19 protein-coding genes and 6 pseudogenes are annotated in these 26,435 nt (G+C 40.6%); 7 read left to right on the top strand and 18 right to left on the bottom strand.

The window, feature by feature from the left end:
- Positions 1 to 47: 47 nt before the first annotated feature.
- A complete protein-coding gene (locus tag P4S58_RS14415; protein WP_337164366.1) occupies positions 48 to 1,079 on the top strand; it encodes a glycosyltransferase family 9 protein in 1,032 nt (343 codons plus the stop codon).
- Positions 1,080 to 1,117: 38 nt separating this feature from the next.
- On the opposite strand, the gene P4S58_RS14410 is transcribed toward P4S58_RS14415, so the two are convergent.
- A complete protein-coding gene (locus P4S58_RS14410) occupies positions 1,118 to 1,897 on the bottom strand; it encodes a glycosyltransferase family 2 protein (RefSeq protein ID WP_337164365.1) in 780 nt (259 codons plus the stop codon).
- A complete protein-coding gene (locus P4S58_RS14405) occupies positions 1,894 to 2,976 on the bottom strand; it encodes a glycosyltransferase family 9 protein (RefSeq protein WP_337164364.1) in 1,083 nt (360 codons plus the stop codon). The genes P4S58_RS14410 and P4S58_RS14405 overlap by 4 nt, the downstream gene beginning before the upstream one ends.
- 120 nt (positions 2,977 to 3,096) lie before the next feature.
- Between P4S58_RS14405 and P4S58_RS14400 the strand changes: the two genes are divergently transcribed.
- Positions 3,097 to 3,783, top strand: coding sequence for a 3-deoxy-D-manno-octulosonic acid kinase (locus P4S58_RS14400; protein WP_337164363.1), 687 nt, complete (start codon positions 3,097 to 3,099; stop codon positions 3,781 to 3,783).
- 35 nt (positions 3,784 to 3,818) lie between these two features.
- Here the strand turns inward: P4S58_RS14400 and P4S58_RS14395 are convergent.
- Positions 3,819 to 4,850: pseudogene (locus tag P4S58_RS14395) on the bottom strand (IS630 family transposase).
- Positions 4,851 to 4,888: 38 nt separating this feature from the next.
- On the opposite strand from P4S58_RS14395, the gene P4S58_RS14390 reads away from it, so the two are divergent.
- Positions 4,889 to 6,478 (top strand): acyltransferase family protein, encoded by a 1,590-nt coding sequence (locus P4S58_RS14390; RefSeq protein WP_337164578.1) that lies wholly within the window; start codon positions 4,889 to 4,891, stop codon positions 6,476 to 6,478.
- Between the two features lie 65 nt (positions 6,479 to 6,543).
- Here P4S58_RS14390 and P4S58_RS14385 read toward each other — a convergent pair.
- Positions 6,544 to 8,078, bottom strand: a protein-coding gene (locus P4S58_RS14385) for an IS3 family transposase (RefSeq protein WP_443089014.1) whose coding sequence is annotated in 2 segments (ribosomal slippage) — positions 6,544 to 7,622 and positions 7,622 to 8,078 — 1,536 coding nt in all. Because the reading frame shifts where the segments join, the coding sequence is not laid out codon by codon here.
- A 39-nt stretch (positions 8,079 to 8,117) separates the two neighbouring features.
- On the opposite strand from P4S58_RS14385, the gene P4S58_RS14380 reads away from it, so the two are divergent.
- A complete protein-coding gene (locus P4S58_RS14380) occupies positions 8,118 to 8,459 on the top strand; it encodes an SGNH hydrolase domain-containing protein (protein WP_337164359.1) in 342 nt (113 codons plus the stop codon).
- 49 nt (positions 8,460 to 8,508) lie between these two features.
- On the opposite strand, the gene P4S58_RS14375 is transcribed toward P4S58_RS14380, so the two are convergent.
- The 12 genes from P4S58_RS14375 to P4S58_RS14320 all read right to left on the bottom strand — a co-directional run bounded on the left by P4S58_RS14375 (position 8,509) and on the right by P4S58_RS14320 (position 21,621).
- Positions 8,509 to 9,210 (bottom strand): CatB-related O-acetyltransferase, encoded by a 702-nt coding sequence (locus tag P4S58_RS14375; RefSeq protein WP_337164358.1) that lies wholly within the window; start codon positions 9,208 to 9,210, stop codon positions 8,509 to 8,511.
- Positions 9,211 to 9,221: 11 nt separating this feature from the next.
- Positions 9,222 to 10,142, bottom strand: a complete 921-nt coding sequence (locus P4S58_RS14370) for a WavE lipopolysaccharide synthesis family protein (RefSeq protein ID WP_337164357.1) — start codon at positions 10,140 to 10,142, stop codon at positions 9,222 to 9,224.
- 54 nt (positions 10,143 to 10,196) lie between these two features.
- Positions 10,197 to 11,243: a hypothetical protein gene (locus P4S58_RS14365; protein ID WP_337164356.1), complete on the bottom strand. Its 1,047-nt coding sequence runs from the start codon at positions 11,241 to 11,243 to the stop codon at positions 10,197 to 10,199.
- Positions 11,244 to 11,245: 2 nt separating this feature from the next.
- Positions 11,246 to 12,115, bottom strand: coding sequence for a phosphotransferase family protein (locus tag P4S58_RS14360; protein WP_337164355.1), 870 nt, complete (start codon positions 12,113 to 12,115; stop codon positions 11,246 to 11,248).
- A gap of 135 nt (positions 12,116 to 12,250) precedes the next feature.
- Positions 12,251 to 13,525, bottom strand: a complete 1,275-nt coding sequence (gene waaA, locus P4S58_RS14355; protein WP_337164354.1) for a lipid IV(A) 3-deoxy-D-manno-octulosonic acid transferase — start codon at positions 13,523 to 13,525, stop codon at positions 12,251 to 12,253.
- Positions 13,526 to 13,539: 14 nt separating this feature from the next.
- Positions 13,540 to 14,319 carry a glycosyltransferase family 32 protein gene (locus tag P4S58_RS14350; RefSeq protein WP_337164353.1) on the bottom strand — a complete coding sequence of 260 codons (780 nt, stop codon included), beginning with the start codon at positions 14,317 to 14,319 and terminating at the stop codon, positions 13,540 to 13,542.
- 60 nt (positions 14,320 to 14,379) lie between these two features.
- The gene (gene waaF, locus P4S58_RS14345) at positions 14,380 to 15,408 is read right to left on the bottom strand and encodes a lipopolysaccharide heptosyltransferase II (RefSeq protein ID WP_337164352.1); all 1,029 of its coding nucleotides are present in this window, start codon (positions 15,406 to 15,408) and stop codon (positions 14,380 to 14,382) included.
- Positions 15,409 to 15,452: 44 nt separating this feature from the next.
- Entirely contained in the window at positions 15,453 to 17,222 is a 1,770-nt protein-coding gene (locus P4S58_RS14340) for a polysaccharide deacetylase family protein (RefSeq protein WP_337164351.1), read from the bottom strand.
- Between the two features lie 29 nt (positions 17,223 to 17,251).
- On the bottom strand, positions 17,252 to 18,085 hold the full coding sequence (locus P4S58_RS14335) for a glycosyltransferase (RefSeq protein WP_337164349.1): 834 nt from the start codon (positions 18,083 to 18,085) through the stop codon (positions 17,252 to 17,254).
- Positions 18,078 to 19,151: an O-antigen ligase family protein gene (locus P4S58_RS14330; RefSeq protein WP_337164348.1), complete on the bottom strand. Its 1,074-nt coding sequence runs from the start codon at positions 19,149 to 19,151 to the stop codon at positions 18,078 to 18,080. The genes P4S58_RS14335 and P4S58_RS14330 overlap by 8 nt, the downstream gene beginning before the upstream one ends.
- Positions 19,152 to 19,409: 258 nt before the next feature.
- The gene (rfaD, locus tag P4S58_RS14325; RefSeq protein ID WP_337164346.1) at positions 19,410 to 20,351 is read right to left on the bottom strand and encodes an ADP-glyceromanno-heptose 6-epimerase; all 942 of its coding nucleotides are present in this window, start codon (positions 20,349 to 20,351) and stop codon (positions 19,410 to 19,412) included.
- A 103-nt stretch (positions 20,352 to 20,454) separates the two neighbouring features.
- Positions 20,455 to 21,621 carry a nucleotide sugar dehydrogenase gene (locus P4S58_RS14320; protein WP_337164344.1) on the bottom strand — a complete coding sequence of 389 codons (1,167 nt, stop codon included), beginning with the start codon at positions 21,619 to 21,621 and terminating at the stop codon, positions 20,455 to 20,457.
- Between the two features lie 384 nt (positions 21,622 to 22,005).
- Between P4S58_RS14320 and P4S58_RS14315 the strand changes: the two are divergent.
- Positions 22,006 to 22,327: pseudogene (locus P4S58_RS14315) on the top strand (transposase); the annotation flags it as partial.
- Positions 22,328 to 22,377: 50 nt separating this feature from the next.
- On the opposite strand, the pseudogene P4S58_RS23705 reads toward P4S58_RS14315, so the two are convergent.
- Positions 22,378 to 23,602, bottom strand: a pseudogene (locus P4S58_RS23705) (IS3 family transposase).
- A 122-nt stretch (positions 23,603 to 23,724) separates the two neighbouring features.
- Here P4S58_RS23705 and P4S58_RS14295 point away from each other — a divergent pair.
- Positions 23,725 to 24,141: pseudogene (locus tag P4S58_RS14295) on the top strand (winged helix-turn-helix domain-containing protein); the annotation flags it as partial.
- Between the two features lie 39 nt (positions 24,142 to 24,180).
- Here P4S58_RS14295 and P4S58_RS14290 read toward each other — a convergent pair.
- Positions 24,181 to 25,725 (bottom strand): annotated as a pseudogene (locus P4S58_RS14290) (IS3 family transposase).
- A gap of 65 nt (positions 25,726 to 25,790) precedes the next feature.
- On the opposite strand from P4S58_RS14290, the pseudogene P4S58_RS14285 reads away from it, so the two are divergent.
- Positions 25,791 to 26,408, top strand: a pseudogene (locus P4S58_RS14285) (IS630 family transposase); the annotation flags it as partial.
- Positions 26,409 to 26,435: the final 27 nt, after the last annotated feature.

Below are 26,435 nucleotides of genomic sequence, written 5' to 3'. Positions count from 1 at the left end.
GAAGTCGGTATGATTGAACCAGTTAATTTGAGTATAAACAGAACAGAATGAAAAAGTTACTTGTTATTCGCAACGATAAAATTGGCGACTTCATGCTGGCGTGGCCAAGTTTCGCGATGTTAAAAGCGTCTATGCCTGATTGTCACATAACAGCGTTGGTACCTAAGTACACCGCAGCTTTGGCTGAGTTGTGTCCCTGGATTGATGCTGTAATGATTGATCCGACGGAGAAGTCAGATAAAAGCGCTCAGAAAGCGTTAATCGAAGAGATTAAAGCGCAAGACTTTGATGCATCAATTAACTTATTCTCCACTACCTACAATGCGTTGTTAGTGTGGAAGGCTGGGATTCGTTATCGCCTTGCGCCTGCAACAAAACTGGCTCAAATCTTCTATAACAAACGCATCAAGCAGAAACGCTCTCAATCGGCCAACCCGGAGTACGAGTACAATTTGGATTTAGTCAGAGCATTTTTGCGTGATACAGGCATACCAATCGTTGAGCCAAGTGCACCTTATTTGTCATTTAGCGACGAAGTATTGAAAGCTCAGCGAGACAAACTCTCAGAACAACTTGTTCTTGATGCCGATAAGCCTTGGGTATTCGTTCATGCTGGAAGTGGTGGCTCGGCAAATAATCTAACCTTGGAACAGTACGCGAATTTAATTCAGGGTTTGGAAGGTGAGCATGAAGTTGTGTTAACAGCAGGCCCAGGTGAAGAAGCCAAGGCCGCAGAACTAAAAGCCATTATTGAACAGCTTGGTGGTAAAGCGGCTCTGTATGATAAAAACGATGGTTTGGTGGATTTCACTCGCTCTATAGCTTGTGCTCAGTTGTTTATTGCGGGCTCAACAGGACCACTGCACATTGCTGCGACATTAGATGTACCAACGGTTGGTTTCTTCCCTGCTAAGCGTTCAGCCACGCCGCTGCGTTGGCGTCCTCTGAATTCAGAAGGTCGTCATGTCGCATTTTGCCCCCCACAAGCAGAAGACAAGCAAAGCCAAGAGAACATGACCCGCATTGATATTGCTACGGTTGTCGGGCAAGTGAATCCATGGGCGAAAAATTTCCTTTGAGACACAAAAAAGCCTGAGATTGTCTCAGGCTTTTTCAATTATTTCTTATAGTTACTGTCGTTGTTTCGTACCCATAAGTCGGCATATTTGACGAATGTTGAGTGAGCAGACAGCAATGAAATCAAAAAGCCTTGTTTGCCATCTAAAAAACCACGTTTAAGCACATACATTTTCAGGAAGCAGCCGATGGCGTGCCCAATACCTTGGCTTAAGGAGGATTTCTTTCCTTTCACCTGACGTTGATCTGCCCAAGCTTTGGCATAACCAGCTGATTTTACTAGGTAGTGGTGAATGTCATTGTAGGTGTAATGAATCGCATCCCCGTGAAGCGTCCCGACCTGCATATTGCCAGTCATTTCCACTTTCTCATGAACGAGAGCGTCATTATATTGAGTCAGTTTGGTTGGGTATAAACGCAGTACACGATCGGGGTACCAGCCACAATGGCGAATATATCGTCCAAATACCCAGCTAAGACGTGCAAATTGGTAAAGCGTATTCGGTTTATTTTCTGCGACTGCTTTTAATACGCTTTCTTTAAGTTCTGGAGTGACTCGCTCATCCGCATCTAGCCAAAGAACATAGTCTGATTCGACATGATTTTGCGCTAGGCGTCGCTGTGGGCCAAAGCCTGGCCAAGTCGCGTTAACGAAAAATTTATCCGTGTAGCGACGAGCGATTTCTTCTGTGTTATCACTGCTACCAGAATCCAGAACAACTATTTCGTCGACCCAGTCATGTACGGTTTCTAAACAGGCTTCTAAATGCTGAGCTTCGTTCTTAACAATTAAAGCTACGGCTAATGTCGGTTTGGTCACGATGGATCCTTAGTTGTGCTAGTTGCTGCCATTTTAAAGTCATGTACCGCTTTATCAAACATTTGAATGACTTGCTTCGCGGTAATCCGGCTCATTGCCTGTTCATCTTTAACCCGGGTACGCCAGCTTACTTCTGATGGTGATTTTCCAGTTTCAGAGAGTAAAGCTTCTTCATAAGCAGATACAACATACTGACGATAATTATATGGGCCAGTGCGCTCAGGATTATGGTGTGCATATAGACCGATTACAGGCGTATTCATTGCATTTGCCATATGAGTAGGCCCGGTATCCGGTGCAATAACAAGATCGGCCTTATCGATTAAAGCCAGCATCTGTTTGAGAGTACTTTGACCAACGAGATTGATGACCGGTACAGCTAATTTTTGTTGGATACTTTCGGCGAGGTCTTTTTCTATTTTGGCGGGGCTGCCAGCTAAGATAATCTGCCATCCTTGAGCTTGTGCGTAGGTAATAACTTCAGTGTAACCTTCTGCTGTCCAGTTTTTGTATCCTTTACTGGCTGCGGGAACAACAACGAGTTTGGGTTTGTCCGCGACAAAATGTTCATTTGCCCATTTCTCATCAATGAGCTGGTAGTTGAGTTCCCACTTTGCTTGTGTATCTTTAACACCCATAAACTCAACAAAAGCTAACAAACCATCTAAAACGTGAGTTTTATTAGGAGAAGGCACTTTAATGTTGGTAAACAGGGTTTGAAAATCTTGGCTGCGCTCTTTGTCAAAACCTAGTTTGTACCTAGCCTTTATACCTAGAGTGGCAATGCTAGCGCGAAAAGCGTATTGCATATGGAGTAGGGCATCAAACCTGTCATTCTTTAGCTGCGACCATAATGTTTGATAGGCTTTCCAGCCTTGTTTCTTATCAAACACAATCACACGAACGCCTGATAAATCTCCGATTAACTGAGCTTCCAGCTTTCCTGTTATCCAAGTAATTTTCGTTTCCGGCCATTCGCGCTGAATTGCCTGAACCGCAGAAATGGTGTTACACACATCTCCGATAGCCGATAAACGCAAGATACAGATTGATTGAGGAGCAGTTTGAAAAAGCGCCATGTAAGAACCCACCTAAATATTGAGTCAAGATTATGCAGAGTGCGCTATAAAATGTAAAATGCTAAGGCACTTACGTTGTTAGCGTGAGAGGTTGGTTGATAATTGTGAGGATTTCGATTTTTGTTCAAGACACTAACAGAGAAAAACCAAACGATCTGGTTTGACGAAGCGTTATTAGCTGAAGATCCAATGCAATGTTTTGATGCCGATTTCTGGCAACGCCAAGACAAGGTCTTGGGGAGCGCAACGGGTCGAGGTACTACGTGGTTTGTCGATGGTGAAAAATGCTCGGCAGCGCTGCGCCATTATCGACGTGGTGGTCTGTTTGGTAAATTAGTGAAAGATCATTATTGGTTTCAGGGCTGGGAAAAAACGCGCAGTTATCAAGAATTCCAACTTTTGAACACGCTCATTAAAGCTGGTGTCAATGTACCCAAGCCGATAGCGGCAAGAGCGGTAAAGCGAACTTTTTGCTACCAAGCCGACTTATTGAGTGAGCGCATTCCTAATGCTCGTGATTTAGTGTCTATTCTCCAAGAGCAAGCTTTGCCTGCTGAAATGTATAGAAAAATAGGCCAAGAAATCCGCAAGATGCACGATGCGCAAGTCAATCATACAGATTTAAATATCCATAACATCTTGATCGATGACCAAGAAAAAGTATGGATTATCGATTTTGATAAATGTTTTCAACAAAATGGTGACAGTTGGAAGCAAAGCAATTTGGAACGGTTGAAGAGATCGTTTGAGAAAGAAGTTGTTAAACGTAACATTCATTGGTCAATAGACCAATGGAATCCTCTATAAGTATAAAAAATGAATGATATTAAATATATACCGAATCAACTTGAAGATGCTGGCTTGAGAACCTGAAAATTATCATTAATTCGAGATGTCAAAGAGCCTGCGTTCTCTGGAATAGTCACTGCAAAAAATTGGTCTATTGCCGCCTTGAAGTCCCGTTTTCTTTTGAAGTAAACGTTGTTCCTCGACTTCTCATTCATTACTTTCCATAGCCGCTCGATTGGGTTGAGGTTTGGACTGTAAGGTGGAAGATAATGCAGTTCAATATTCAGGACAAACGCCGCATCTTTGACTAAATCACTGCGGTGATATCCCGCACCATCCAAGATGATATGAAGCTTATGGGCTAAAGGATAACTCTTTCTTAACTCACAGAAAAAGCGAACAATCGATTCACTGTTAATGCTCTCATAGTTGTGAACAATGGTTGCTCCAATATCCGACAAGTTCAGTGCGCCAATAATGTTCAATCGGCTACGATTACCCGTTGTTTCAATCACTTTATCCTGACCAGTTCGTATCCAGCCATGAGATATTTTTGTTGATAGTGTTGGGTGAACTGCGTCGATAAAGACTATCGATTCATCCTTGCCACAGCTTGCCTTTTACGCTTCATAAGCCTCTATAAATGCTTGCTGTTGTGCTTCATCAAACTTGTGTGGTACGCCTTTCGGTTGCTTGTAGCTAAAACCATTGTGGTGAAGCCATTTATTCATACCAGAAACCGTGTAATCCAGTCCAAATGTCTCTTTAACGTAAGTGACAATTTGATGCGTATGAGAATAGGTTTTCTCAGTCAAATGCTCAATTAGGTGCATGGTTTGAGTAGCAGAAAGCTTGCTTTGGCTTCCGCCATTTTCAGGCTTAAGTTTTTCAGAAAGAACGTAGTCGCTGAGATGACGAGCAACGGTCGATTCATGAATACGAAGAGCTTGTGAAATCATAGTCTGACTCCAGCCTTCAGAAGCCAGCAAAACAGCCTTAATACGGTCGCAAACTCGACTATCACGTTCAATGTCGTGCATTTGTTCGAGTTGCAGTTTCTGTTGAGGAGTCAGTGTAATTTTCATGGTTCGTAGCATGATCCTGATTCTATCGAAAATCAAGCATCTTCAATGATCACGGGTATATATATCCTCAAATATCGACTAACGAGTTTTCGTTTAATTTATTTTATGTGAAGCGAATAAAAAGAATTCTTCCTCTATTTTATTTGGTTGTCTGTACTAGTTTAATCTTTTCTTATTGGCTGCATACACCTAATGACTTTGCTAACTTTGCAGATAGTTGGCGGTATGCGAGTTCTTTTATAGCCAATATTTATTTTGAAAAACACTCTGGGTATTTTGCGCCAACTTCCGAAACTCTACCTTTGCTGCATACGTGGTCTTTGTCGATAGAAGAGCAGTTTTACTTTGTTTGGCCAGTAGTGTTGATTATTAGTGCCAGGTACTTATCTAAATCAACACTAGCAACTTTTATTATATTGAGCTTGGTTGGATTAGTCGGTTACTCACAGTTCTTAACAGTTGCAGATCCAGAAAAAGGGTATTATTTTATTCAAAGCCGCGCTTTTGAACTACTTATTGGTGGCTTATTGGCCATATTATCGGCCAATAAATCACCTAAAGACTTCCTTCCTTCGTATTTCTTTAACTTGTTTGGTATCACAGGTCTTGTGGTGGTAATTTCTTTGGCATGGATATTAAACGAGAGTGATAGCTTTCCTGGTATCAATGCGTTGTGGGTTGTGTTATCAGCCTGCTTGATTATTTTATCTGGTGAAAACCAACGTTCCATTGTTAGCCGTATCTTGAGTATTCGGCCGATTGTTTTTATGGGGCGTTTATCTTACTCACTGTATTTGTGGCATTGGCCAGTATTGGCTTTTTATCGATACTATTATACTGAGTTTACGGTGCTTGATGCGGTTCTCTGTGGATTTATTACTTTAGCTCTATCTGTTGTTTCTTGGCGTTTTTTTGAAACTAGGCTCCGTCATCTGCCGATGAAGAAGCACTGGGTTTACCTGTTTTACTTAGTATTGCCTATCGTTTTGTCAGTAACGCTAGCAAAAAATATAGCTCGTAACGAAGGATATCCAGAACGCTTCCCTATTTCAGCTATAGAGTTGTATAACCAATCGACTTCTTCATTCGATAAACAAAAGCAGTCTTTGCCTCAGGTCGATGGCTACCAACCCTTTGAACCTTATGTAATAGGGGATAGCAGTAAACCTATATCTTCATTTATATGGGGAGATTCTCATGGAGCTCATTACCGTGCTTTCATCGATGAAATGGGTAAGAAAGAAGAGTTTTCCGCATTGTATGGTGGTATTGGCGGTTGCCCACCATTACTTGGGGTTGACCTTTTAAAATACGGTGAACCGGAGAGTGGTTGTACAAACGTTAATCAGGAATTGGTTGAGGTTATTGAGCGTAAAAGACCTAAATCAGTGTATGTCGCTGCTCGCTGGGCGATGTATGCGGAAACCACACGAAGCCCAGGAGAAAAAGGAAGCCGAGTCTTTTTGGGTGATACTTCGGATTATTCAGAATCTGTTGCTAATAGCCGCCGAGCTTTAGAGCTTGGATTAAGAAATACTATAAAGCGTTTGTTGGAGAGTAATGTTACTCCTGTAATATTAGAACAAGTTCCCGACTATTCATTTAAACCGAGTTGCGTATTTCGGTGATTGCGAACGCTTGTTTCCGCTGTTTTTCAAGCAAGTTGTCGTCATTTTTACATATTTACAACATCTTAGGCAGCTTTGTTCTCTGGATTTAAGAACACCTCGTCAATAAAGCTCCAGTCTCTAGTTTGCCCTCTCCACCGCCCAGGGCTTGTTGCTTGAGCTTTACGATAAACAAGCTTCCGTTGCTCTAAGATGTGATGATCTTCACCAGTGTGCCTTTGCTGAGGTGTCACATATTTTATGCCGCTGTGCTTATGTTCAAAGTTGTACCAATAGGTGAAATCTCCAACCCATTTCCTTGCTTCTTCAATGGATCTGAATCCTGCCACTGGCCATGACGGGATACATTTGACCGTTTTAAATAGTGACTCGGAATAAGGGTTATCGTTACTAACTCTAGGGCGAGAGTACGAACTCATTACACCAAGATCATTCATCTTGGCCAACATGGTATAGCTTCTCATAGGTGCGCCATTATCAGAGTGCAGTACTAACCCTTTGTTGACGCATTTCTCTTTCCAAGTTGTACGTTGAAGCAAATCGGCAGCATGCTCGCCAAGCTCTTGTTGGAATACTTCTGCACCAACTATTTTCCTGCTAAAAATATCCATAATTACATAGAGGTAGTAATGCTCACCCTTAGTAATTGATGGTAAGTAGCTAATATCCCAACTCCAAACCTGATTTGGTTTTATCGCTTTCTGAGCCTTGGGCTTTGGTCTACTGATTGAGACAGAACCGCCTCGTCTTTTTAGTTGAGAGTGCTCTTTTAAGACTCTGTAGAATGTTGATTCTGAGGCTATGTAAATCCCCTTATCCGCAAGCATAGGCACTATTACGTTGGGAGGCAGATCCGCATATTCAGGTGCATTGCATACATCTAAAATATCTTGCCGCTCTTGGGCGGTGAGCTTGTTGTGAGGAGTTTTTGCTTTTGGCAGGTTACGCAAATCTTCTACTATCTGCCCCCCATCTTGCACCCAGCGTTGCATCGTCCTTATCGATATCCCAACGCACCTGCACGCTCTAGTTTTAGTGGCTCCACTATTGATAGCGTCTTCAATGAATGTAACTATTTTTAGCCGCTCGGAGAGAGGAGTTAATCTTCCTCGCTTGGTTCCCAGAGGGCATTGAACTTTTCCCGCAAAACAAGCAATGCGGCTGTTTCAGCTAAAGCTTTCTCTTTTCTAGCCAACTCTTTTTCTAATATCTTGATTCGCTTCTTATCCGCTCTGTGAGTTGAATCTATTTTGTTAGCAGGGTTCTTCTTAGGTTGGTGAGCTTGTATTGATGCAATTTTCCACTGTTTGACCTGTTCAACAAAAAGGCCGTTAGACCTACAATATGCTGCTAGTTCATGTTCTGTCATAACAGCTGTTTCGATGACAATGGCAAAGATTTCCTCTGCTGAAAGTTCTTTTTGATTTGAACTTTCACCGTCTAGCAAGCCTTCTATCTTCAATTGTTCCCTCCATTTATGAACTGTCGCATGGCCAACATTAAGTTCGTTAGCCACTCTTCGCAAGGAGTAGTTGTATGGTGGGAGTAACCAGGTTCGACCTTGTTCTTGGATCTCTAGGTCAATTGACGGTTTAGGCATATTTATCTCCAAACTGAATTAAATTCTAAGACGACAACTATGCTGACACAGGGGGAAATGGCTGTTCGGAATGCTCCGAAATACGCACCGAGTAATTGTTGGTTTAAGAAAGAGCTCTATAGTTGGATGCAAGACGTGCCATGTGATATTGATCGTAAAAGTGTCGCTAAGCGCTTTGCCTTTGTAAATCAGCTTTTTGCTACTCTTAAATCTGACTTCCCAGAGGTGCAGTTTATATCAGTTATGGACGTTCTGTGTGATGAGAGGTTATGTCGAAGCAAGGTAAATGATGTGCCACTTTATGAAGATAATAATCATTTAAATGCCGATGGCGCAAGAGCACTTGAAGCTATTTGGTTTAGTAGAGTGAATGGTAAATAGTTAGCAGGTTATACGCTTCCCCAGATTGTTTGGTTGCTGGGGAAGTTATCTACAAGACTATACTTTTTGGCGTAAATTGTTTGATTTTGCTTTCTGCTATTTTATCGTTAAGCGCATTAATAAAGTCGTCTGCATCTTGATTGATAGCAATATCACCAAAGTCTAGGTAGCTGTATTGCCACCATTTGGTCTTTCTTAATTTAGCAATTAGTGGATCATTGAACCGGTATCGTATGAGTTTCGCTGGAACGCCACCGACAATAGTGTAAGGCTCTATATCTTTAGTCACGACAGCATTAGCAGCAATGATGGCTCCGTCACCAATGGTTATACCCGGTTTGAGTGTAACATTTTGACCTATCCATACATCATTTCCTATATTTAGTGTGCCTGCTTCAGGGTAAGAGTAAGTTTTAACTTGCCCAGAATTTACGCGAAACAGATCGCAATAGGTAATAGGACTAGTAGTAATTCGTTCTATAGGATGCTGTAATCCCATTACTTCTACACCTTTAGCGATGGATGTATAGCGCCCAACATTCGTATAGTTGGGTAGTACTGAATGTGAATAAGAAAAACTTCCCATAGACCAAATGTACTTAGATTTTGGAAACGAACAGGATTCTTCAATCGTGATTGGTTTTTCACAAGCAGATATTTTCCCCCAGTAATGTCTGGCTGAAAGTTTTATATTCAACTCTTTAAGCAGTCTACGCTGGGAAAATGATAAGATGAATTTTCTATTCTGCACAAACACCAATCCTATTTTGTAAACCTTTTAAGCATATGGCTTTGCCATTTTTTAAAACTTCTTTCTAATCGCTTCTTATCACAAGGCTTTTTATCTAGTCCCGCAATGTATTTCCAATCAGCCAAATCAAACTCTAGAGATAAATTACCACGCTTATAAAATCGTTCCGTGACGTCTAAGCCAATGTTTTCCGGGGTATCTACGATTAGGTTGTTAGCAATACAGTTCTGCCAAAAATCTTTTCCTAATCCTGCATCATCACCAGCTTTTGTATTGATGTGGTAGCTTTTCCCTAATAAACGAGAAAGCCAACTTAGACAAAGCACTTGTTCCGTTGCTGGGTAGCGAGATTTATATCCCGGCTTTTTATGAAAATTGACTTCAGGTATGAATTCGCCATTCCATATTTTGAGCAGGTCTTGAGTTTCCCCAAAATCAAACAGATCACTTTTATGAAAATAGACGGGTGTTCCAGCATGGGCCGTGATGAAAAAAGTACTGCTGGTGACAACACGGGAATTTAGTAGTCGGAAATCTTTGTTGCGTGGTTCTTGCTCGTATTGCTGATAAAGTTCAACAAAACCTCTACCAGCCAGTTTATTATCCGTTCTCAATTTGACAGCATATTGGGTTTGAACAGCTTTTAATCCCATATGAGCACTGTATATCTGGCGATTATTATTTAATACTAATGGCTCGCCATCTTGGTAGACGGTATTTGGACCTGGGTCATCCAATTCGATAACCTGGTCATAATCAAGGCCAGTTAAATCCTGCCCTTTCCATGTCGACAGAATAATTTTAGAGCCTGGGAAATATTGTCTAATTGATGTTAGGCATTGAACAGTTATTCCTGTTATCTGCTCACGATTATTTGAGGTTTGTACTGGTCCCTGAACCACAAATGTAATTTCTTTATCTTCTATCTTCATGTTGTTTCGCAATGTGTTTATGTTAATTACTTGGGGAGTCTCCCTGAATATCGATTAATCATCGAACAAGTTGCTCAGTGTTTCTCTATCGCGTTCAAGATTGATAGCTATGGCTGATGGGTAAGGATTTGTCGCAGAGTAGTCATTAATTAAGTAACGACGGGTATGAGGTAAACCAAATAGGCAACGGTCAACTCGGACTCCAAATTTATTTAGCTCTGCAACAGTATAATCAATTTCACTTTCAGGACGTGAGGATGTTAAGACTAAAAATAAACCACCATCTTTTTGCAGTTCGCTGATTTTTTTAAGGTTCGATTCAAGGCCACTTGTTTTCCATCCGTTTTTCGCGAACTTGCTGCCATTTTTTAGCAATACACCATCAACATCACAGAACACTGTAATGTACTTTTTACAGTAGTGACGGTACTCGCGTAAAGTTCCCCAGTCGGTGTATTCCGAAGCCGATTTTTTAACAAACTCTTCGTTTGACATTAGCATCTTATAAATCACATGAGAGATATACACTTCTTTGTCTGACGCAATTGATTCGAAGACATTACAGAACTCATCAGCAGAAGCAAAACTGTAGCCTCCGCAACAGAAAAAGTTACTAATGACTTCTTTTTCTACGATATTAGATATAACGCCAAGCGAGTCCACTTCAATATAACTTTTGTTTTTAGCGTCAACTAGTTCAATTTCGTTTAAATCAATAGCCATTACGCTGTTGATTGCTTCTGGTTGGCATGAAAATTCGTTATCGCAATCTTTGATAAAAATGGAACCTTCAATGTTGCCCTGTTTGATTGCTTGATAGATGGTGTCCGATTGTGATGAGGTTGGTTCATCTAAAATAACAAGTTCAGGGACAATTGAGGTGCTTCGTTCAAAGCTCTCAACAACCATTTCAGCAGTAGTGTATTTTTCTAAATGCTCTTGAAGGCAGACAATAACGACTTTATCAAATACCGATAAATCAATTCTACCGACTGATTTCTCGATCATAAGTTGACCGTCTGGCATGGTTAATAACCATTTTGGTCTCATATTTGGGAAACGTGAAGAACGACCGGCTACCGGAAGAATTAACGTAAACATAATTATCCTGTTATTTTATTCATTGATTTGTTCATTACACGATTAAACCAATTGATAGTTACTTGGTCTTGGTCGTCTATATAAGGAGCGATGCGCAGTAGAGTCAACGTCTCTATGACTCGCATTTCATACCAAAAAAGGCGCTCTAATGTCTTTAAAAATGAAGGATAGGCGTATTCGCAGAATATTTCACATTTAATACGAATACTCTCTTTTTCTTTTCTAAAGCTCCATCCATAATCAAAATCTTGGATGATTTTTGCTGCGTCTTGCAGAGGGCTGTTAATTTCGCAACTAAGAAAATCGAATAAATAGAGCTGATTTTCCTCTGTAATTTTGAAATTTGCTAGAGTCAGATCCCCATGACACTCCCCTAATGGCATGTGAAGATCTTTGTGACAAAAGTTTTTAAACTGCTCAATTTGCTGTTCTAAAAGAGGGTATAATGATTTGTTATCATCTAGATTGCTTTTTATGCTAGCTATTTTTTCATGGACTTGAGAAATGGGATAACAACCATCTTCACTTGTAGCGATACTGTTGATTAAGTAAAAATTGAGTGCAATTTTTAAGTTTTTAGCAACCGTTTTAGAACCTCGATAGGCAACTCGTTCACCACCGAGTCCCTCAATGTAAGGCATCGTCACTGTTAGTTTTTGTTCTGATTTATCAACAGATAGAACAGGAATTGCCTGAATGTCAAAAGATGGGGTATTTTGAGGTTTAAACGCTAATTGTTTCTGGATGCCGAGATAGTTTTTATTAATCGCCGATGATATTGACTTTTTTACTAAATATTCATGATCATGCTGGACGACCTGCAATTTAGCCCCTGAGTGAGACGCAGCTTGAATTTTTTTATTAATATCCATGTGGTGGAAAGCTACCTTAAAGACCTGTACTTAAGTTTCGGTGAGACGGTAAATTATACAACTTATATGGGGCTGAGCAAAGCTGATAGGTCTTTCATATATTTACTTTCAACTGAAAGTAAATATATATTATTGTTACAGTTTGAGCGTAGTAAGAGTTTTTTGTAATGCCCCTTTGTTGCTATTAACAATCTCTATTGCGTTCTGTCCCCGGTTCTTAATAAGTTCAGGAGTAGAAAACATTAGAATTATCATTTTTTTAAGTTCGTCACTTGAGTGACAGATACAGGTAGAGCCATTTTCGATTAATGAGTCTGTAATATCTTTAAAATTAAAAAAGCTTGGACCAGTTAGAATTGGCTTAGCCAGTGCCGCAGGCTCAAGAAGATTATGTCCTCCGACTTTGTCGCCAAGCAAGCTACCACCCATAAAACAGATATCTGCTGCACTTATTAGGGTTAACATTTCACCCATAGTATCACCCAAATAGACTTGTACGGAGGCATCAATAATTTTGTCGCCACTCTCGGTTCTTCGTACGGTGACAAATTGTTTTTGAGCCAATTTAAACATTGCATTAAAACGTTCCGGGTGGCGAGGAACTAAAATCAATAAGGCATCTGAGTGCTGAACCAATATTTTTTTATGTGCTGCTAATATTTGCTCATCTTCCCCAGGGTGAGTACTGGCAGCAATCCATATGGGGCGCTGAGTCCCCAGTTGTCTTCGCAATGTTTGCCCGTTTTGATTGATTTGTTCGTTAATATCAATATCAAACTTAATTGAGCCAGTGACAGAAACTTTTTCTTTTGCTACTCCCAGTCTAATAAAACGTTCAGCATCATCAGGGTATTGGCACAGAACTTGAGTTAAATTCTTGGCTAGCATGTCAAATACTGGCTGTACTTTAGCGTAGCGCTGGCAAGAACGTTCTGACAGACGTGCATTAATTACGGTAATAGGAATGTCCGCTTTCGCAACTGTATGCAGCGTATTGGGCCAAAGCTCAGTTTCCATAATGAGTAGCTGGCTAGGCTTTATAGCATTTATAAAACCACGAATGGCAAACGGGAAGTCGAACGGCATATAGCGATGATGAGCTATCCCTTCAAGTTTTTCTGCCTGCTCTGCACCTGTTGGTGTTGTGGTAGTAATTACAATCTCGTACTGAGGATAGTGTAGTTTTAGCCGTTTGAGTAGTGGAGCTACCGCTAATGTTTCCCCGACTGAAACTGCATGAACCCATATCAACTGACTTTTGCTATTACTTGGGAGTGGTGGAGTGAAGCCAAAATGTTCTTTCCAGCGGCTACCCACACTTGGTTTCCCTGGTTGCTTTTTATATAAGCCCCAGATCAAGAAAGGTGAAGCGATTACCAATATCAGCGTATATAGCCAACGAATAAACACAGCGTACCTCGTTATTACTTGATAAGCTTATTTGGATCCTGATGGGTCCATTTTCCACGGGGCTTATCTAAATACTGAAAGTACTCGTTAGTAAAGGTGCCCTGAATACATACGTGTCTGCGACGTTTAGATTTGATTGGTTGATCTGCCAGCATATCGTTAAATACTTTTGGACCCGTTGTACCATAAACACCAACCTTTGGGTCATAGTTATGGATGTTGTACACAATCGCATCCATGACTTTTTTAAAGTGTGGGTTGTTGGGTGCTGTCGCTAAGAAGTAATTGGTAATTTCAGTATCATTTTTAATCTTTATGTATAAAGCGTCTTCTACTCCCTTAAGCAGTTTGCTTAATGGCCAAACCAAAGTCGCATCGATATCCATATAGATACCACCTTCTTTATACAAGGTGGTCACACGCCATAAATCGGCTTGAGCAGCTCCGTCCGTTAGCTTCAGGTATGCTTCATAGACTTCTTTTGGAGCATTATTTTTCAAATATTCCTCTCTTGCCTCAGTACTAACATATCGATAGTCATAACTTAACGACATTAAGCGATTAAACAAATAATTCAGATAGACAGGCAGAGTACTACGGTTGGAGTAGTTTGTTTGCCATATAACTTTAGTGACTCCGCTATCATTGGAGCCTTTGAGTTTGGCTGGTGAATATTCTGGGATAGTGAAGCGCACTTTAGGTAATACAAAGTGAAATGGGTATGACAATACTTTGAATATATTGCCGATTAGTCTAACTGAACGGTTAACAACCATTACTGGTAAGTGACTCATAATGTCCCTTATTAAAAATAATTCTGACGTTTTATAGTGTTAATGCTGACCATGATATAACTAGCAAAGAAACTTGTTAATAGCATGCATAACGGTTTCAGGTGAAAGCTTATTTAAACAGTCTAAATGTTGCAAAGGACATTCGCGCTTAAAGCATGGTCTACAACTGATGTCTGTATGAACAATTTCAACGTTATTTGATAGTGGTGGTGTATATTTAGGAGAGCTAGAACCATATACTGCAACAATATTGCATCCTACAGCGGCAGACACATGCATTAGCCCTGAATCGTTACTTACCACTGTATGGCATGCTGCTAGCATATCTACAGCTTCAATAAGTGATGTTTGACCTGCTAAGTTCTTGCAGTACTGCTGGAACTCAGAAGGCAGTTGTTGACGAATAGAATCTGTGACTTCTCTATCCTTAGCTCCACCAAATAGCCAAACTTGTTGGCCTTTTTCTATAAGTTGATGAGCAACTTCTGCATAGTAAGTATCTGGCCAACGTTTCGCTGGGCCAAATTCAGCACCAGGGCATAAGCCTACAACTGGTCGTTCTAGATCTAGCGAAAGTTTTTCAAGCGTAAGTTGTTGAGCATTTTTATCAACAGTCAGCTTTGGTTTCGGACAGTGTTCAAGCTTTACCTGTTCAAGCATGGTCTGTTTAGGGTAAGCAAGTGCGACATAGCGCTCGACCATGTATTGAAAAACGCGTTTATCTGGTCGTAGGTCATTGATAAGACCATATCTCATTTCACCTTTCCAACCTGTGCGAGTTGGGACCCCTGCAAACAAAGGGATTAACGCCGATTTTGCTGAATTAGGCAGTATAAAGGCATGAGTATATTTCTGACGTTTTAGTTCTCTGCCTAGTGCCCAACGTCCTGCGAGGTTAAAAGAGCCGTGGCCGATAGGCATTTCTATCGCTTTATTTACCTCAGGCATACGCTCAAGTATCGGTTTACACCAAGCAGGAGCGAGCACATCGATCTGTGCCGCAGGGTGCAGCTCTCTTAAAGTTGTGTATAGGCTTTGTGACATAACCATATCACCAACCCAAGAAGGACCAATAATCAGAATTTTCATAGTGTTTTTCACATTGAATGTATATATGGTAAATAAGTGAACTGCTACTTTTTGACTTTTCTAAAGGTATAATTGCCACGAATTTTACGCCATAAACCAAATACGTCTGTCTTCGGGAAGATAGCAATACGGCGAATTTGATACTTATCTTGATGGATAGCTAATGGGCCGCTATTAGTCGCAACAGCAAATTGATACCCAGCTTGTTGAGCTATATCCTTAGAACACTGGTTATGGTCACCGTATGGATATGCAAAAGAGCATAACTTAGTTTGTAGAAGTTCTTCTAGCTCTTGTTTGTTCGTTTCTATTTGTGTTCTCTGTTCTGCTTCTGAAAGTGTGCTCAGCCGAGGATGAGTCATCGTATGGCCACCTATCTCGACCAAACCTGAACTGTGCAGCTCTTTCAGTTGTTCAGCAGACATTAGTGGAACGGACTTCTCTGGATTCTCTGGCACTTCAACGTCCCAGCGATTGAACTTTTCTCCAGTCACAACATAGATGACCGCTTTAAAGTGATATTTTTTAAGCAGTGGTAGCAATAATTCGTGGTTGTCTTTATAGCCATCATCGACAGTGAGAATGGTGTAGCGTTTCCCATACTCGAGCCTATGGATGAGTCCTTTATCCGCCAAGTCACTAAAAGTCAGAGTTTCAAATCCCATTCGCTTTAGTAACTTGAAGTGTTTCTCAAGCATATCCATATGCATGTAAGTGCCATGAACGCCTTTTTCACTCTCATCTCGAATAAATCGATGATACATGATCACAGGCATTTCACGCTGGCGCTTCTCAACATAAACGGTTTGATAAGTATCTTCTAGATGATCAACAACCTTTGCGAGATCGTAGTTGTCTTGGATAAGTTGGTTAACTTCAGTTTCACAATGTTTGGTCTTTAAAGCCGCTTCAACAATGTCTGCTATTTGGCTGAAATCAATATCAAGGTCTTTAGAACCAATATCGCCAAAGTTAGTAGCCATAGCCTGATGAATATTGTTGCTATCAACGAGTCCAATGCAGCTGGCTTCACCAATAGCTAACGTAGGTCTACCACATAATAAAGCTTCCATAGCTACTCGCCCAGCACCAATGACTAAGTCGGATTGAGCCATAACTTGCTGAACATCATTGGTATAACCAGGAAAAGTGACTTTTGAAGTGAACGGAGTAAAACGTTCTGTCACTTCTGAACCTGTAATAACACGCACATCATATTTATCAGTGTCTAGGCAATCTTGGAGAAGCTTGTAACATAAATCACCTTTTGGACCAGTTAGACGACCAATGATTGAGATGACAAGTTTAGTATTTTTGGGCGCATCCTGCCATTTGAAATGCGATGTTTGTATGCCATTACGACTTACCACCATTTCATCAAGTGGCACGGTTAGGTCTTTATGGAGTTGCTCTCTTATTGCTTCGCATACTGGAAGCGCTTTATCACCCATCGCATGAAATCTTTTGCGCGAGGCGTGAACTGGTTGTCGACCGTGAACGGTTGTGACCATTGGCGTGCCTGTGATTTTACAAGCGATGTGACAACTCCAACTGGAAGCTCTGGAATGTGCGTGAACCAGTTGAATATTGTTTTTCCTAATTAGATAAACAAGGTAAGCGACGTGCCAGAACCTGCGAGGAATACTACGCTTGTTGAATCGTAAAGAGAAAAATGGTCCAAGATGAGGTTTAGTTAAAGTATCACTCACATAGACAACATTATGCCCTCGTTTGGTTAGTTCATCTCCAACTGTTGTTGCATACACTTCTGCCCCTGTTACTTCTAACTGGGAAAGAGCCATTAAAATATTCATAGTGTGCTCATCAAGTCTTTTATTAAGTGCTAGTCTACGCTACCCGCCTGATGATAACCATCAAGAGCAACGATGTGATTACCTTCGCGAGTTTGTCTGAACAATTCTTCCGCTTGTCCTAAACGAGGAAGTTCAGTGTGGATCACATGTAGAACAATAGCTTGATAGAATAAATTTTTTATCTGCTTACCTTGCTTGACGAGGCGATACTCAATATCAGTATCTTCCCCAATACTTGGTATGTCGTAACGGTTGTCAAAGCCATTTACCGATAAGAAATCTTGTTTATGAAGAGAGAAGTTACAACCAACAATACCTTTTTTCTTTGTGTTGAGTTTTTTTAGCAAAAAAGGGTGGGCGATGCGAATCCCTTTCTCCACATTCTTACCGTGACCAAGTAAATAAAGGCTAAAAATTTTTAATTTATTGCGGTTGAAAAATTTATCTGGGGATGCACTAGTGTAAAGGCGTTCCTTAAACTGTGTTGCTAAGTCGACTCGACGGCCATTTAGGATTGAGTTTGGCTGTTTATTCGATAAATGATCGGCAACAAAGTGACTTTGCGGTATGCAATCACCGTCAATAAAAATGAGGTAATCGCTACTGCTATGACTAACGGCTTTGTTTAATATGCGATTTTTTCTAAATCCGATGTCTTTTTGCCATATATGAGTGACAGGCTTTGAAGCGTCCGAGATAAGTTGTTTCACTTTAGTCACGTTTTCTTCACGTGATCCGTCATCGGCAATTATAATCTCAAAGTTCTCTTTTTGATTATCTAGTGCCTTGATGATACAAGCCAATGAATCCACATTATTGTAAAAAGATACGATGACTGAAGCATCGTACTGATATTTATTCATTTTGTTTTAATTCCACATTAACCCGTGCATAGCATAAAGCGACCAAGGAAAAGAATATGGTCGTTTGGTATTCCAGCCCACTAGTATAGAAGACAGAGGTTATTCCGTACGTTATGATTAAGCAAATACCGGAGTATGCCCATGCACTTACATGATCTTTATGCATCAGAAAGAATTTTAGCATCAAGACTAAAATAACTATGTAGGCTAAAGCGTATATTGCACCAATTTTGACTAACAAATCTAAGTATGTATTGTGTAAATCCTTAAACGAGACTTCTCCATTTGTTTGTTCGATCATCTTTTGAACATTCGTCGACTGCTCTAAGAACAGCCGATACTTAGACTCAAAGTGTTCAATACCGACGCCGAAAAAAAACTCACTGGGCTTATTGGTTAAGTTGTATTTAGCAAAGTTAAAACCGTTCTGCCACATAACAAGTCGTGCATTATTTGAATCATTGTGATGTAAATCAGCAATGCTGGATATGCGCTGATGAACTGCTTCTATTGGTGGAAAAGATTTACCGACATAAAAAATTGCGGATAAGCTTAGAGCGATAGTGAAAAAGGTTTTTGGAGAACGCAATAGAAGATATAACGTGCTGGTGATGGTAATAGCTAAAAGAGGGCCTCGACCACCTGAGATTACTAATGCTATTAAACAACAGACTGATAAAATCATGTAAAGTAGGCGTTTACCTTTAGTGAAGCTATTGCGGTGCTCGAAGATCAAAGGTATTAAAATAGCTAAGCTGTATCCAAGACACTCCGCCCACCGGCCTACATCCCAAAAACTCGTAATTCTTTGTCCATGCCATTCGGTGACAAGAGCTAACTCATAAAAAGAATTTCCCAGCCCGACTAGTAATCCAGCTATGAGGCTTACTTGTGCCCACTGAAGGTTATTACTCTTTCGTAGTTGAAAGTAAAGGGTTGGAAATACCAATAGAATGCTCGCTTTACGAAAGTAAGTAATAGTGTCTTTTGTATCCATTGAAAATGTTGAAGCAATACCAAGGCAGAATAAGCCTATAAATCCCCACAAAAGGCGATGACGAGACACTAACTCTCTATAGCTTTTGTTACGAGCGAAGGAATAGATTTGAATTAGCAGCAATAAGCTTAAGCCAATGTAGATACCTGCTTTTGATATAAAAAGAGAGAAAAATAATAAGCAGAGAGACGTTATTTCTATTTTGGTAAGCAATTTGGGCATGGAAAAACTTAAATATGAGTGAGGTGGAATGCTCAATTTGAGCCTGCAATGATCTTGAAAATACATCTACCCTAGACGGGGTAGATGCAAGCTCTAAAAATCAGGTTATTTGTTGATAATACTCATGTACTCAGCCACGCCTTCAGCCACAGTCTTAAACTGGTGGTCACAACCTACGGCACGTAGTTTAGTTAAGTCAGCTTGGGTAAATTCTTGATATGCACCTTTCAAGTGGTCAGGGAATGGTATGGTTTCCACTTCACCTTTACCATGGAACTTTATAACTGCTTTAGCGACCTCATTGAATGATTCTGCATTGCCTGTGCCTAGGTTAAAAATGCCTGATTTACCATGCTTCATAAACCACAGGTTTACGGCTGCAACGTCGCCAACATAAACAAAATCGCGTTTAAAATGCTCACTACCGGCAAACAGTTTAGGGTTCTCACCAGCGTTCATTTGATTATTTAAATGAAACGCAACAGATGCCATTGAACCTTTGTGTTGTTCGCGTGGGCCATAAACATTGAAGTAGCGGAATCCCGTTACTTGAGAAAGTTTATCACCATGTACTTCCGCATCTGCCCAAAGTTTTCGAACATAATTATCAAACTGTTGCTTTGAATAACCGTAAACGTTTAATGCACCTTCATATTGTGGTTCTTCAATAAAAGTATCAGTTTCACCATATGTTGCCGCTGAAGAAGCGTAAAGGAAAGGGAGCTCCCGATCTAAGCAGTAATGCAACAACTCCTTAGAGTACTCATAGTTGTTGAGCATCATATATTTACCGTCCCACTCAGTTGTGGCAGAACAGGCTCCTTCATGGAAAATTGCTTCGATAGGACCGAAATCGTCGCCAGCCATAATTTGTGTCAGGAAATCATCGCGATCCATGTAATCGGTAATATCCAGATCGACTAGATTTTGAAACTTACGACCATTTTTTAAATGATCAACGACCAGAATGTCGTTAATACCTTGGTCGTTAAGTGCTTTAACGATATTGCTGCCAATCATGCCAGCGCCGCCAGTTACGATGATCATAATGTTCCTCAATAAGAATTAGTTCTATGAAAAGTAAATTCAATAATATGAAGCCGCTTTATAACAATGTAATGCTTTTCTCAGAAAGATTTAAAATTTTATTTTAATCATTCCCAAATATGTCACGAGTATAAACTTTATATTGTATATCTTGTAGTTCTTCGGTTAAACGATTGGAAACAATAACGTCAGCTTCTTTTTTAAAATCCTCTATATTAGTAAGAACACGTGAATTGAAGTAGCGGTCTTTTTTCAATACAGGTTCATAAACAATAACTTCAATACCTTTGGCTTTGATTCGTTTCATAATGCCTTGAATTGAAGAAGAACGAAAATTATCAGATCCTGATTTCATAATAAGGCGATATATACCGACGACCTTGGGATTTCGCTTTATAATAGATTCCGCAATAAAATCTTTACGCGTACGGTTAGCATCTACAATTGCCCTTATCATATTATTAGGCACATTTTGATAATTGGCGAGCAGTTGTTTAGTATCCTTTGGTAAACAATAGCCACCGTAACCAAATGAAGGGTTATTATAATGATTACCAATTCGAGGGTCTAAACCTATACCTTCGATTATTTGACGGCAGTTTAAACCATGAACTTCTGCATATGAATCCAGTTCATTGAAATATGCAACACGCATAGCTAAGTACGTATTGGAGAATAATTTAACGGCTTCTGCCTCAGTTGAGTTGATGAATAGGACAGGAATATCTCTTTTTTGTGCTCCTTCAACCAATAAGCTAGCGAAAACTCGTGCGCGCTTACTTTGTTCTCCAACGATAATTCGTGAAGGATAGAGGTTGTCGTATAATGCTCGACCTTCACGCAAGAATTCTGGTGAAAACATGATATTACCACAGTTGAGTTCTTGTTTTAGCTTTTCTGTATAACCAACAGGTATGGTTGATTTTATCACCATAACTGCTTTTGGAGCAAAGGTCATAACATCGCGAACAACTGATTCAACAGAAGTTGTATTGAAGTAATTTGTTGTTGGGTCGTAATCAGTTGGAGTTGCAATAATGACAAAATCAGCATTAAGGTATGCTATCTCTTTATTTGTAGTAGCTGAAAAGTTGAGCTGTTTATCTTTTAAGAACTGCTGAACTTCTTTATCAGCAATTGGAGATTCTCGACGATTAAGCATATCGATTTTTTCTTGAACAATATCTACTGCAACTACTTCGTTGTGCTGTGCTAACAGCATTGCATTGGAGAGACCCACATAACCTGTTCCAGCTACGGCTATCTTCATATTTCACACGCCTATAAACTATTATTTTAACTAATTTTTACTATGTATTTTGTGATGTTACTAGTCACGATTTAAACTAATACTTCCATCAAGCGCTATTAACGAGTATTTAAGTCCGTTTGTGTTAAAATTTTCCGGATGGCCTTAAACTCTCGTGAATGGGGGGCTTCAATTTCCCCTTTACCATGGTACTTTATAACAGCTTTAGCTACTTCACTAAACATTTTGTGTCTTCATTGAAAATGCTAGGCATAGGTATTTACCGTCAATCGTAGGGTTACGATTGCTTTGTTGCCAAATTCAAGTGAACTAAATCAGAATCATACGAGCAGAACAGTGATATTCACTCACTGACGACGATTCCATGTCAAAACCCGCTACAAAATCACTAACAGACATCAGTACAATAACTCTCTGATTAAACGAGGCTCGCTGACATTTTGGATTGACGAAGAAGCGATAAATCAAAGGAGGATAGAGGGGGCTCGGCAGTTTAGTGACCTCGCTATTGCGACAGTATTCATGGTGAAATGCATTTTTTCTTTATCTTTAATAGAGTTACAAGGCTTCATCGACACCGTATTTAAACTGGTAAATGTCCCCCTTGGCTTGTCCATATTATACCTGAATAAGTCGTTGAGCGAAGGACGTAGAGGTTTCTTTTCAGACGTCTTCAAGAGGCGCTATTCAACATCTTACCGTTGATATTGATACTCATGAAATTGTGCCGTCCTAAAATACGTTGACAGTTTTAAACTAACCCAGCTGCGTTAGTTGTTGGCTTTTCATGCACCTCATTCGGGGGGGGGGGGGGCTCATCTCAAGGCTAAGGTGCGGTCTCATATTGTTATAGATGCTGATTGATTTCTTTACCAACAACTACTTAAGCTCAACGATATCCTTACACTCATAAAATAAAAATTCTTGTTTCAGGATGCCGTTTACTCTTTCTGCTAACGCATTCTGATAATAGTCATGGCCATCCGTCATTGATGGCTTGATTGTGCCTTTTTCAATCTATCTTGGTAAACATCTGAGTAATATTGAAGCCAGAGTTCTGAATGATGGATACACGAGCAACTATACAGTCGTGTTCATATCGCCATATCTAAAGCCATTACAACATCCATCGCTTTCATTTCATTTCTAAGTTCATAGTCCATAATACAGGCGTCAGTCACTAACGAGAAATCATGTACGTCTTCATCAGATTGGACATCAGTTATGTCGCTCACCAACACATCTTCGGGATGATGAGGTTTGTAGTCTTACATCAAGTTAGGATGTTTTTTCATCCAATGTGACTATTTGTCGTATTTGTAAAACTGCGCTTAGGTTGAACGAGAAGGTGTTCATCATGTAAGTAATCGAAAAGAGCATCTCTACCTAACTTGAACCCTTGTTCTTGAAGTTTTGCTTTAAGTAAGGAATACAATTTTCTAGTCCCTATTCGATGTATATAGCGCAGAAGTTCTAGAACCATCTGTTTGATAAGGATAAGCTCTACCTGACGGTGAGCGGCTCGCTATTCTCTTTGATAAACGCTTTGTATCGATAGACCGCACAACTTACAGACTCGTGCTAGGCTTAGGCCTTCCTCTTTTTGAAGGCTTCTTGCTCCTTGGCGATATACTTTTTTCTGAGGCGAGTCCCGTGCTCAGCGTCAAGAATATCAACGATTTCATTTAAAAAGAGATTTTTTAATCGTTCATCTTCCAACTCTTTTCCAAGTAGCTTAATTTTTTGAGCTGGAAATTCATTGGGGTTCGTTTTTTTATGCATGGCGTTCTTCCTTGGATTTTGCGTCCAATCCCAGTTTTCCGAACTTTCTTAGCTAGGTTAAAACCGTTGAACGCCTTTGAATGCCATCGATAGCTTGGGCTTGTTTATAAGTCATGTCGCCTTTTTCAACATGTAATTTAAAGTCTAATGTGTAATCAAGTTGGGTGCGATTAACGTAGGGATTATGTGAAGTAGTCATACTTAGTCCTTAATGTTTAAACTCATTTCAGAACGAGACAGTTCTGTAATCACAAAAAAAGCTATACCCGTGATCATTGAAGATGCTTGATTTTCGATAGAATCAGGATCATGCTACGAACCATGAAAATTACACTGACTCCTCAACAGAAACTACAACTCGAACAAATGCACGACATTGAGCGTGATAGTCGAGTTTGCGACCGTATAAAGGCTGTTTTGCTGGCTTCCGAAGGCTGGAGTCAGACTATGATTTCACAAGCTCTTCGCATTCATGAATCGACCGTTGCCCGTCATCTCAGCGACTACGTTTTGTCTGAAAAACTGAAGCCTGAAAATGGCGGAAGCCAAAGCAAGCTTTCTGCTAATCAAACCATGCATCTAATCAAGCATTTGACTGAGAAAACCTATTCTCACACGCATCAAATTGTCGCCTACGTTAAAGAGACATTTGGACTTGATTACACGGTTTCTGGTATGAACAAATGGCTTCACTATAATGGTTTTAGCTACAAGCAACCGAAAGGTGTTCCACACAAGCGGCGTTTTTCAAGGTAGTTGTCATCATTCGCTTAGTTATTAAGCGGCTTTTCTTTCTGGATTTAGATGAACCTCACCAACGGGTTCACAGTTCCTTATCTTGCCTGACCAACGCTCTGGGTGTCGCTCTCTTGCTACCGACAACACATCCGAACGACGTCTTAAAATCTCGCTATCTTTACCACTGTGACGCTCTGATGGTGTAACGTAATTTAACTTACTGTGCTTGTGCTCGGTGTTGTACCAACGTACGAACGCCTCAACCCAACTACGACTTGCATCGAGTTGTTCAAAGCTGTTCAAAGCCTTTTGTTGGCCAGCTAGGCATGTACTTCACTGTGCGGAACAGCGACTCAACATACGGGTTATCATCACTGACTCTCGGGCGACTGTATGATGAAGTAATACCAAGCTCATCCTTTTTCGCTCTGAACGTCAGTGACTTCATTGGCGCACCATTGTCCGAGTGAAGTACCAGTGGCTGATTAAAGCATTGCTCGCGCATCAGCGTCCGCTGCAATAACTGTGACGCTAACTCACCGCATTCACATTCGTAGACATCATAGCCAACGATTTTTCGGCTATAGATATCTTCAATCACGTAGAGGTAATAGTGCTGCCCCTTAACCACAGATGGCAAGTACGTAATGTCCCATGTGTACACCTGATTGGGACCTGTTGCCGTATAACTTGTTGGCTTGGCCTGCCTTTGTCGACTTCGCTGACGACCTCGGGTATGAAGCTGACCTTCTGCTTTCAAAACCCGATAGTAGCTCGACTCTGAAGCAATATACTCACCGTTATCAAGCAACGTCGGGACAATTTGAGTTGGTGGTAAACTTGCGTATTCAGGGCGGTTGCACACCTCAATAATCGCATTGCGCTCTTGTGGTGATAGCTTGTTAGCAGGCACGGGTCTAACGCAGGTCGGTCTTTTGTCTGTCCGTATTTCACCTCGCTGATACCAGCGTCGATACGTTCTCAAGTCGATTTGAACTTCATTGCAGGCGTACTCTAGACGGCAGCCACTTCGCTTGGCATCGTGGATAAGAGTGAGCAAGTATTGCCTTTCATCGGTTGAGGTTAATCTTCCTCTGGCTCTTCCCCGTAAAAGGCTCTCAGCTTTTTTCGAAGAACCAATAGCGCCGCCGTTTCCGCTAACGCTTTTTCTTTAAAGCGTAACTCTTTTTTCAGCTCTTTAATTTCAAGTTTGTCAGCTTTAGCTTGTTTCTTGGCTTCAGCCTCACGCTCTTTAGCAGACATAAACCCTTGCATACACTCACTTCGCCAACCTTGCACTTGTTCAGGGAACAAGCCTTTCTCGCGACAATACTGACTGAGTTCATTCTCCGTCATCGAGTAAGTTTCAGCGACAATGGCGAGTTTAGTTTGAGCAGACCACTGCTCTGATGAAGTATGACTATTTGGCACAGCGGCTCCTGAACGTCTAAGTTGCTGCCGCCAATGATACAGGGTGGCGGTGCTAATACCTTCCTCTTTTGCTACTTGGCTTACAGACATTGAATAAGGAGGCAGTAGCTTCTTCAATATGGCTTCTTTTCTTTCTGTTGGAATGCGATTCAAAACTCACTCATTACCACCCAAACTGGTTAAATTTTAACAGTGACAACTATCCTGCCAGAGGGGGCAAGTTTGATGAAGCAAAACAGCTAGCATTCATAGAGGCTTATGAAGCTCTAAAGGCAAGCTGTAGCAAGGACGAGTCGATTCTATTTATCGATGCCGTTCACCCAACTCAAGCGACCAAAATATCTCATGGTTGGATACGAACAGGGCAAGATAAATCGGTTGAAACAACGGGAAGTCGAAGTCGTCTCAACCTCATTGGTGCTTTGAATCTTACCGATATTGGCGGCACTATCATTAATGATTACGAGAGCATAAACAGTGAAAGTATCGCCCGTTTCTTCTGCCAAATCAGAGAGCGTTATCCATTAAATAACAAGCTCCACATCATCTTAGATGGTGCGGGATATCACCGCAGTGACTTAGTCAAAGATGCGGCGTTTGTCCTTAATATTGAACTGCATTATCTTCCACCTTACAGCCCAAACCTCAACCCAATAGAGCGGCTATGGAAAGTAATGAATGAGAAGTCGAGGAACAACGTTTACTTCAAAAGAAAGCAGGACTTCAAGGCGGCAATAGACCAATTTTTTGCTGTGACTCTTCCAGAGATCGCAGGCTCTTTGGCATCTCGAATTAATGATAATTTTCAGGTTCTTAAGCCTGCATCTTCAAGTTGATTCGGTATAACACTACTATACATAATC

The organism is Vibrio sp. Hal054 (assembly GCF_037162405.1).
Classification (GTDB): domain Bacteria; phylum Pseudomonadota; class Gammaproteobacteria; order Enterobacterales; family Vibrionaceae; genus Vibrio; species Vibrio diazotrophicus.
This window is presented reverse-complemented; position numbering and strand designations above follow the sequence as displayed.

Excerpts from the sequence above, each read along its gene's own strand:
- P4S58_RS14415 (WP_337164366.1), top strand. The coding sequence starts at position 48 with ATGAAAAAGTTACTTGTTATTCGCAACGATAAAATTGGCGACTTCATG.
- P4S58_RS14405 (WP_337164364.1), bottom strand. The coding sequence starts at position 2,976 with ATGGCGCTTTTTCAAACTGCTCCTCAATCAATCTGTATCTTGCGTTTA.
- P4S58_RS14380 (WP_337164359.1), top strand. The coding sequence starts at position 8,118 with ATGCTGACACAGGGGGAAATGGCTGTTCGGAATGCTCCGAAATACGCA.
- P4S58_RS14370 (WP_337164357.1), bottom strand. The coding sequence starts at position 10,142 with ATGAAGATAGAAGATAAAGAAATTACATTTGTGGTTCAGGGACCAGTA.
- P4S58_RS14365 (WP_337164356.1), bottom strand. The coding sequence starts at position 11,243 with ATGTTTACGTTAATTCTTCCGGTAGCCGGTCGTTCTTCACGTTTCCCA.
- P4S58_RS14360 (WP_337164355.1), bottom strand. The coding sequence starts at position 12,115 with ATGGATATTAATAAAAAAATTCAAGCTGCGTCTCACTCAGGGGCTAAA.
- P4S58_RS14350 (WP_337164353.1), bottom strand. The coding sequence starts at position 14,319 with ATGAGTCACTTACCAGTAATGGTTGTTAACCGTTCAGTTAGACTAATC.
- waaF (WP_337164352.1), bottom strand. The coding sequence starts at position 15,408 with ATGAAAATTCTGATTATTGGTCCTTCTTGGGTTGGTGATATGGTTATG.
- P4S58_RS14340 (WP_337164351.1), bottom strand. The coding sequence starts at position 17,222 with ATGAATATTTTAATGGCTCTTTCCCAGTTAGAAGTAACAGGGGCAGAA.
- P4S58_RS14335 (WP_337164349.1), bottom strand. The coding sequence starts at position 18,085 with ATGAATAAATATCAGTACGATGCTTCAGTCATCGTATCTTTTTACAAT.
- rfaD (WP_337164346.1), bottom strand. The coding sequence starts at position 20,351 with ATGATCATCGTAACTGGCGGCGCTGGCATGATTGGCAGCAATATCGTT.
- P4S58_RS14320 (WP_337164344.1), bottom strand. The coding sequence starts at position 21,621 with ATGAAGATAGCCGTAGCTGGAACAGGTTATGTGGGTCTCTCCAATGCA.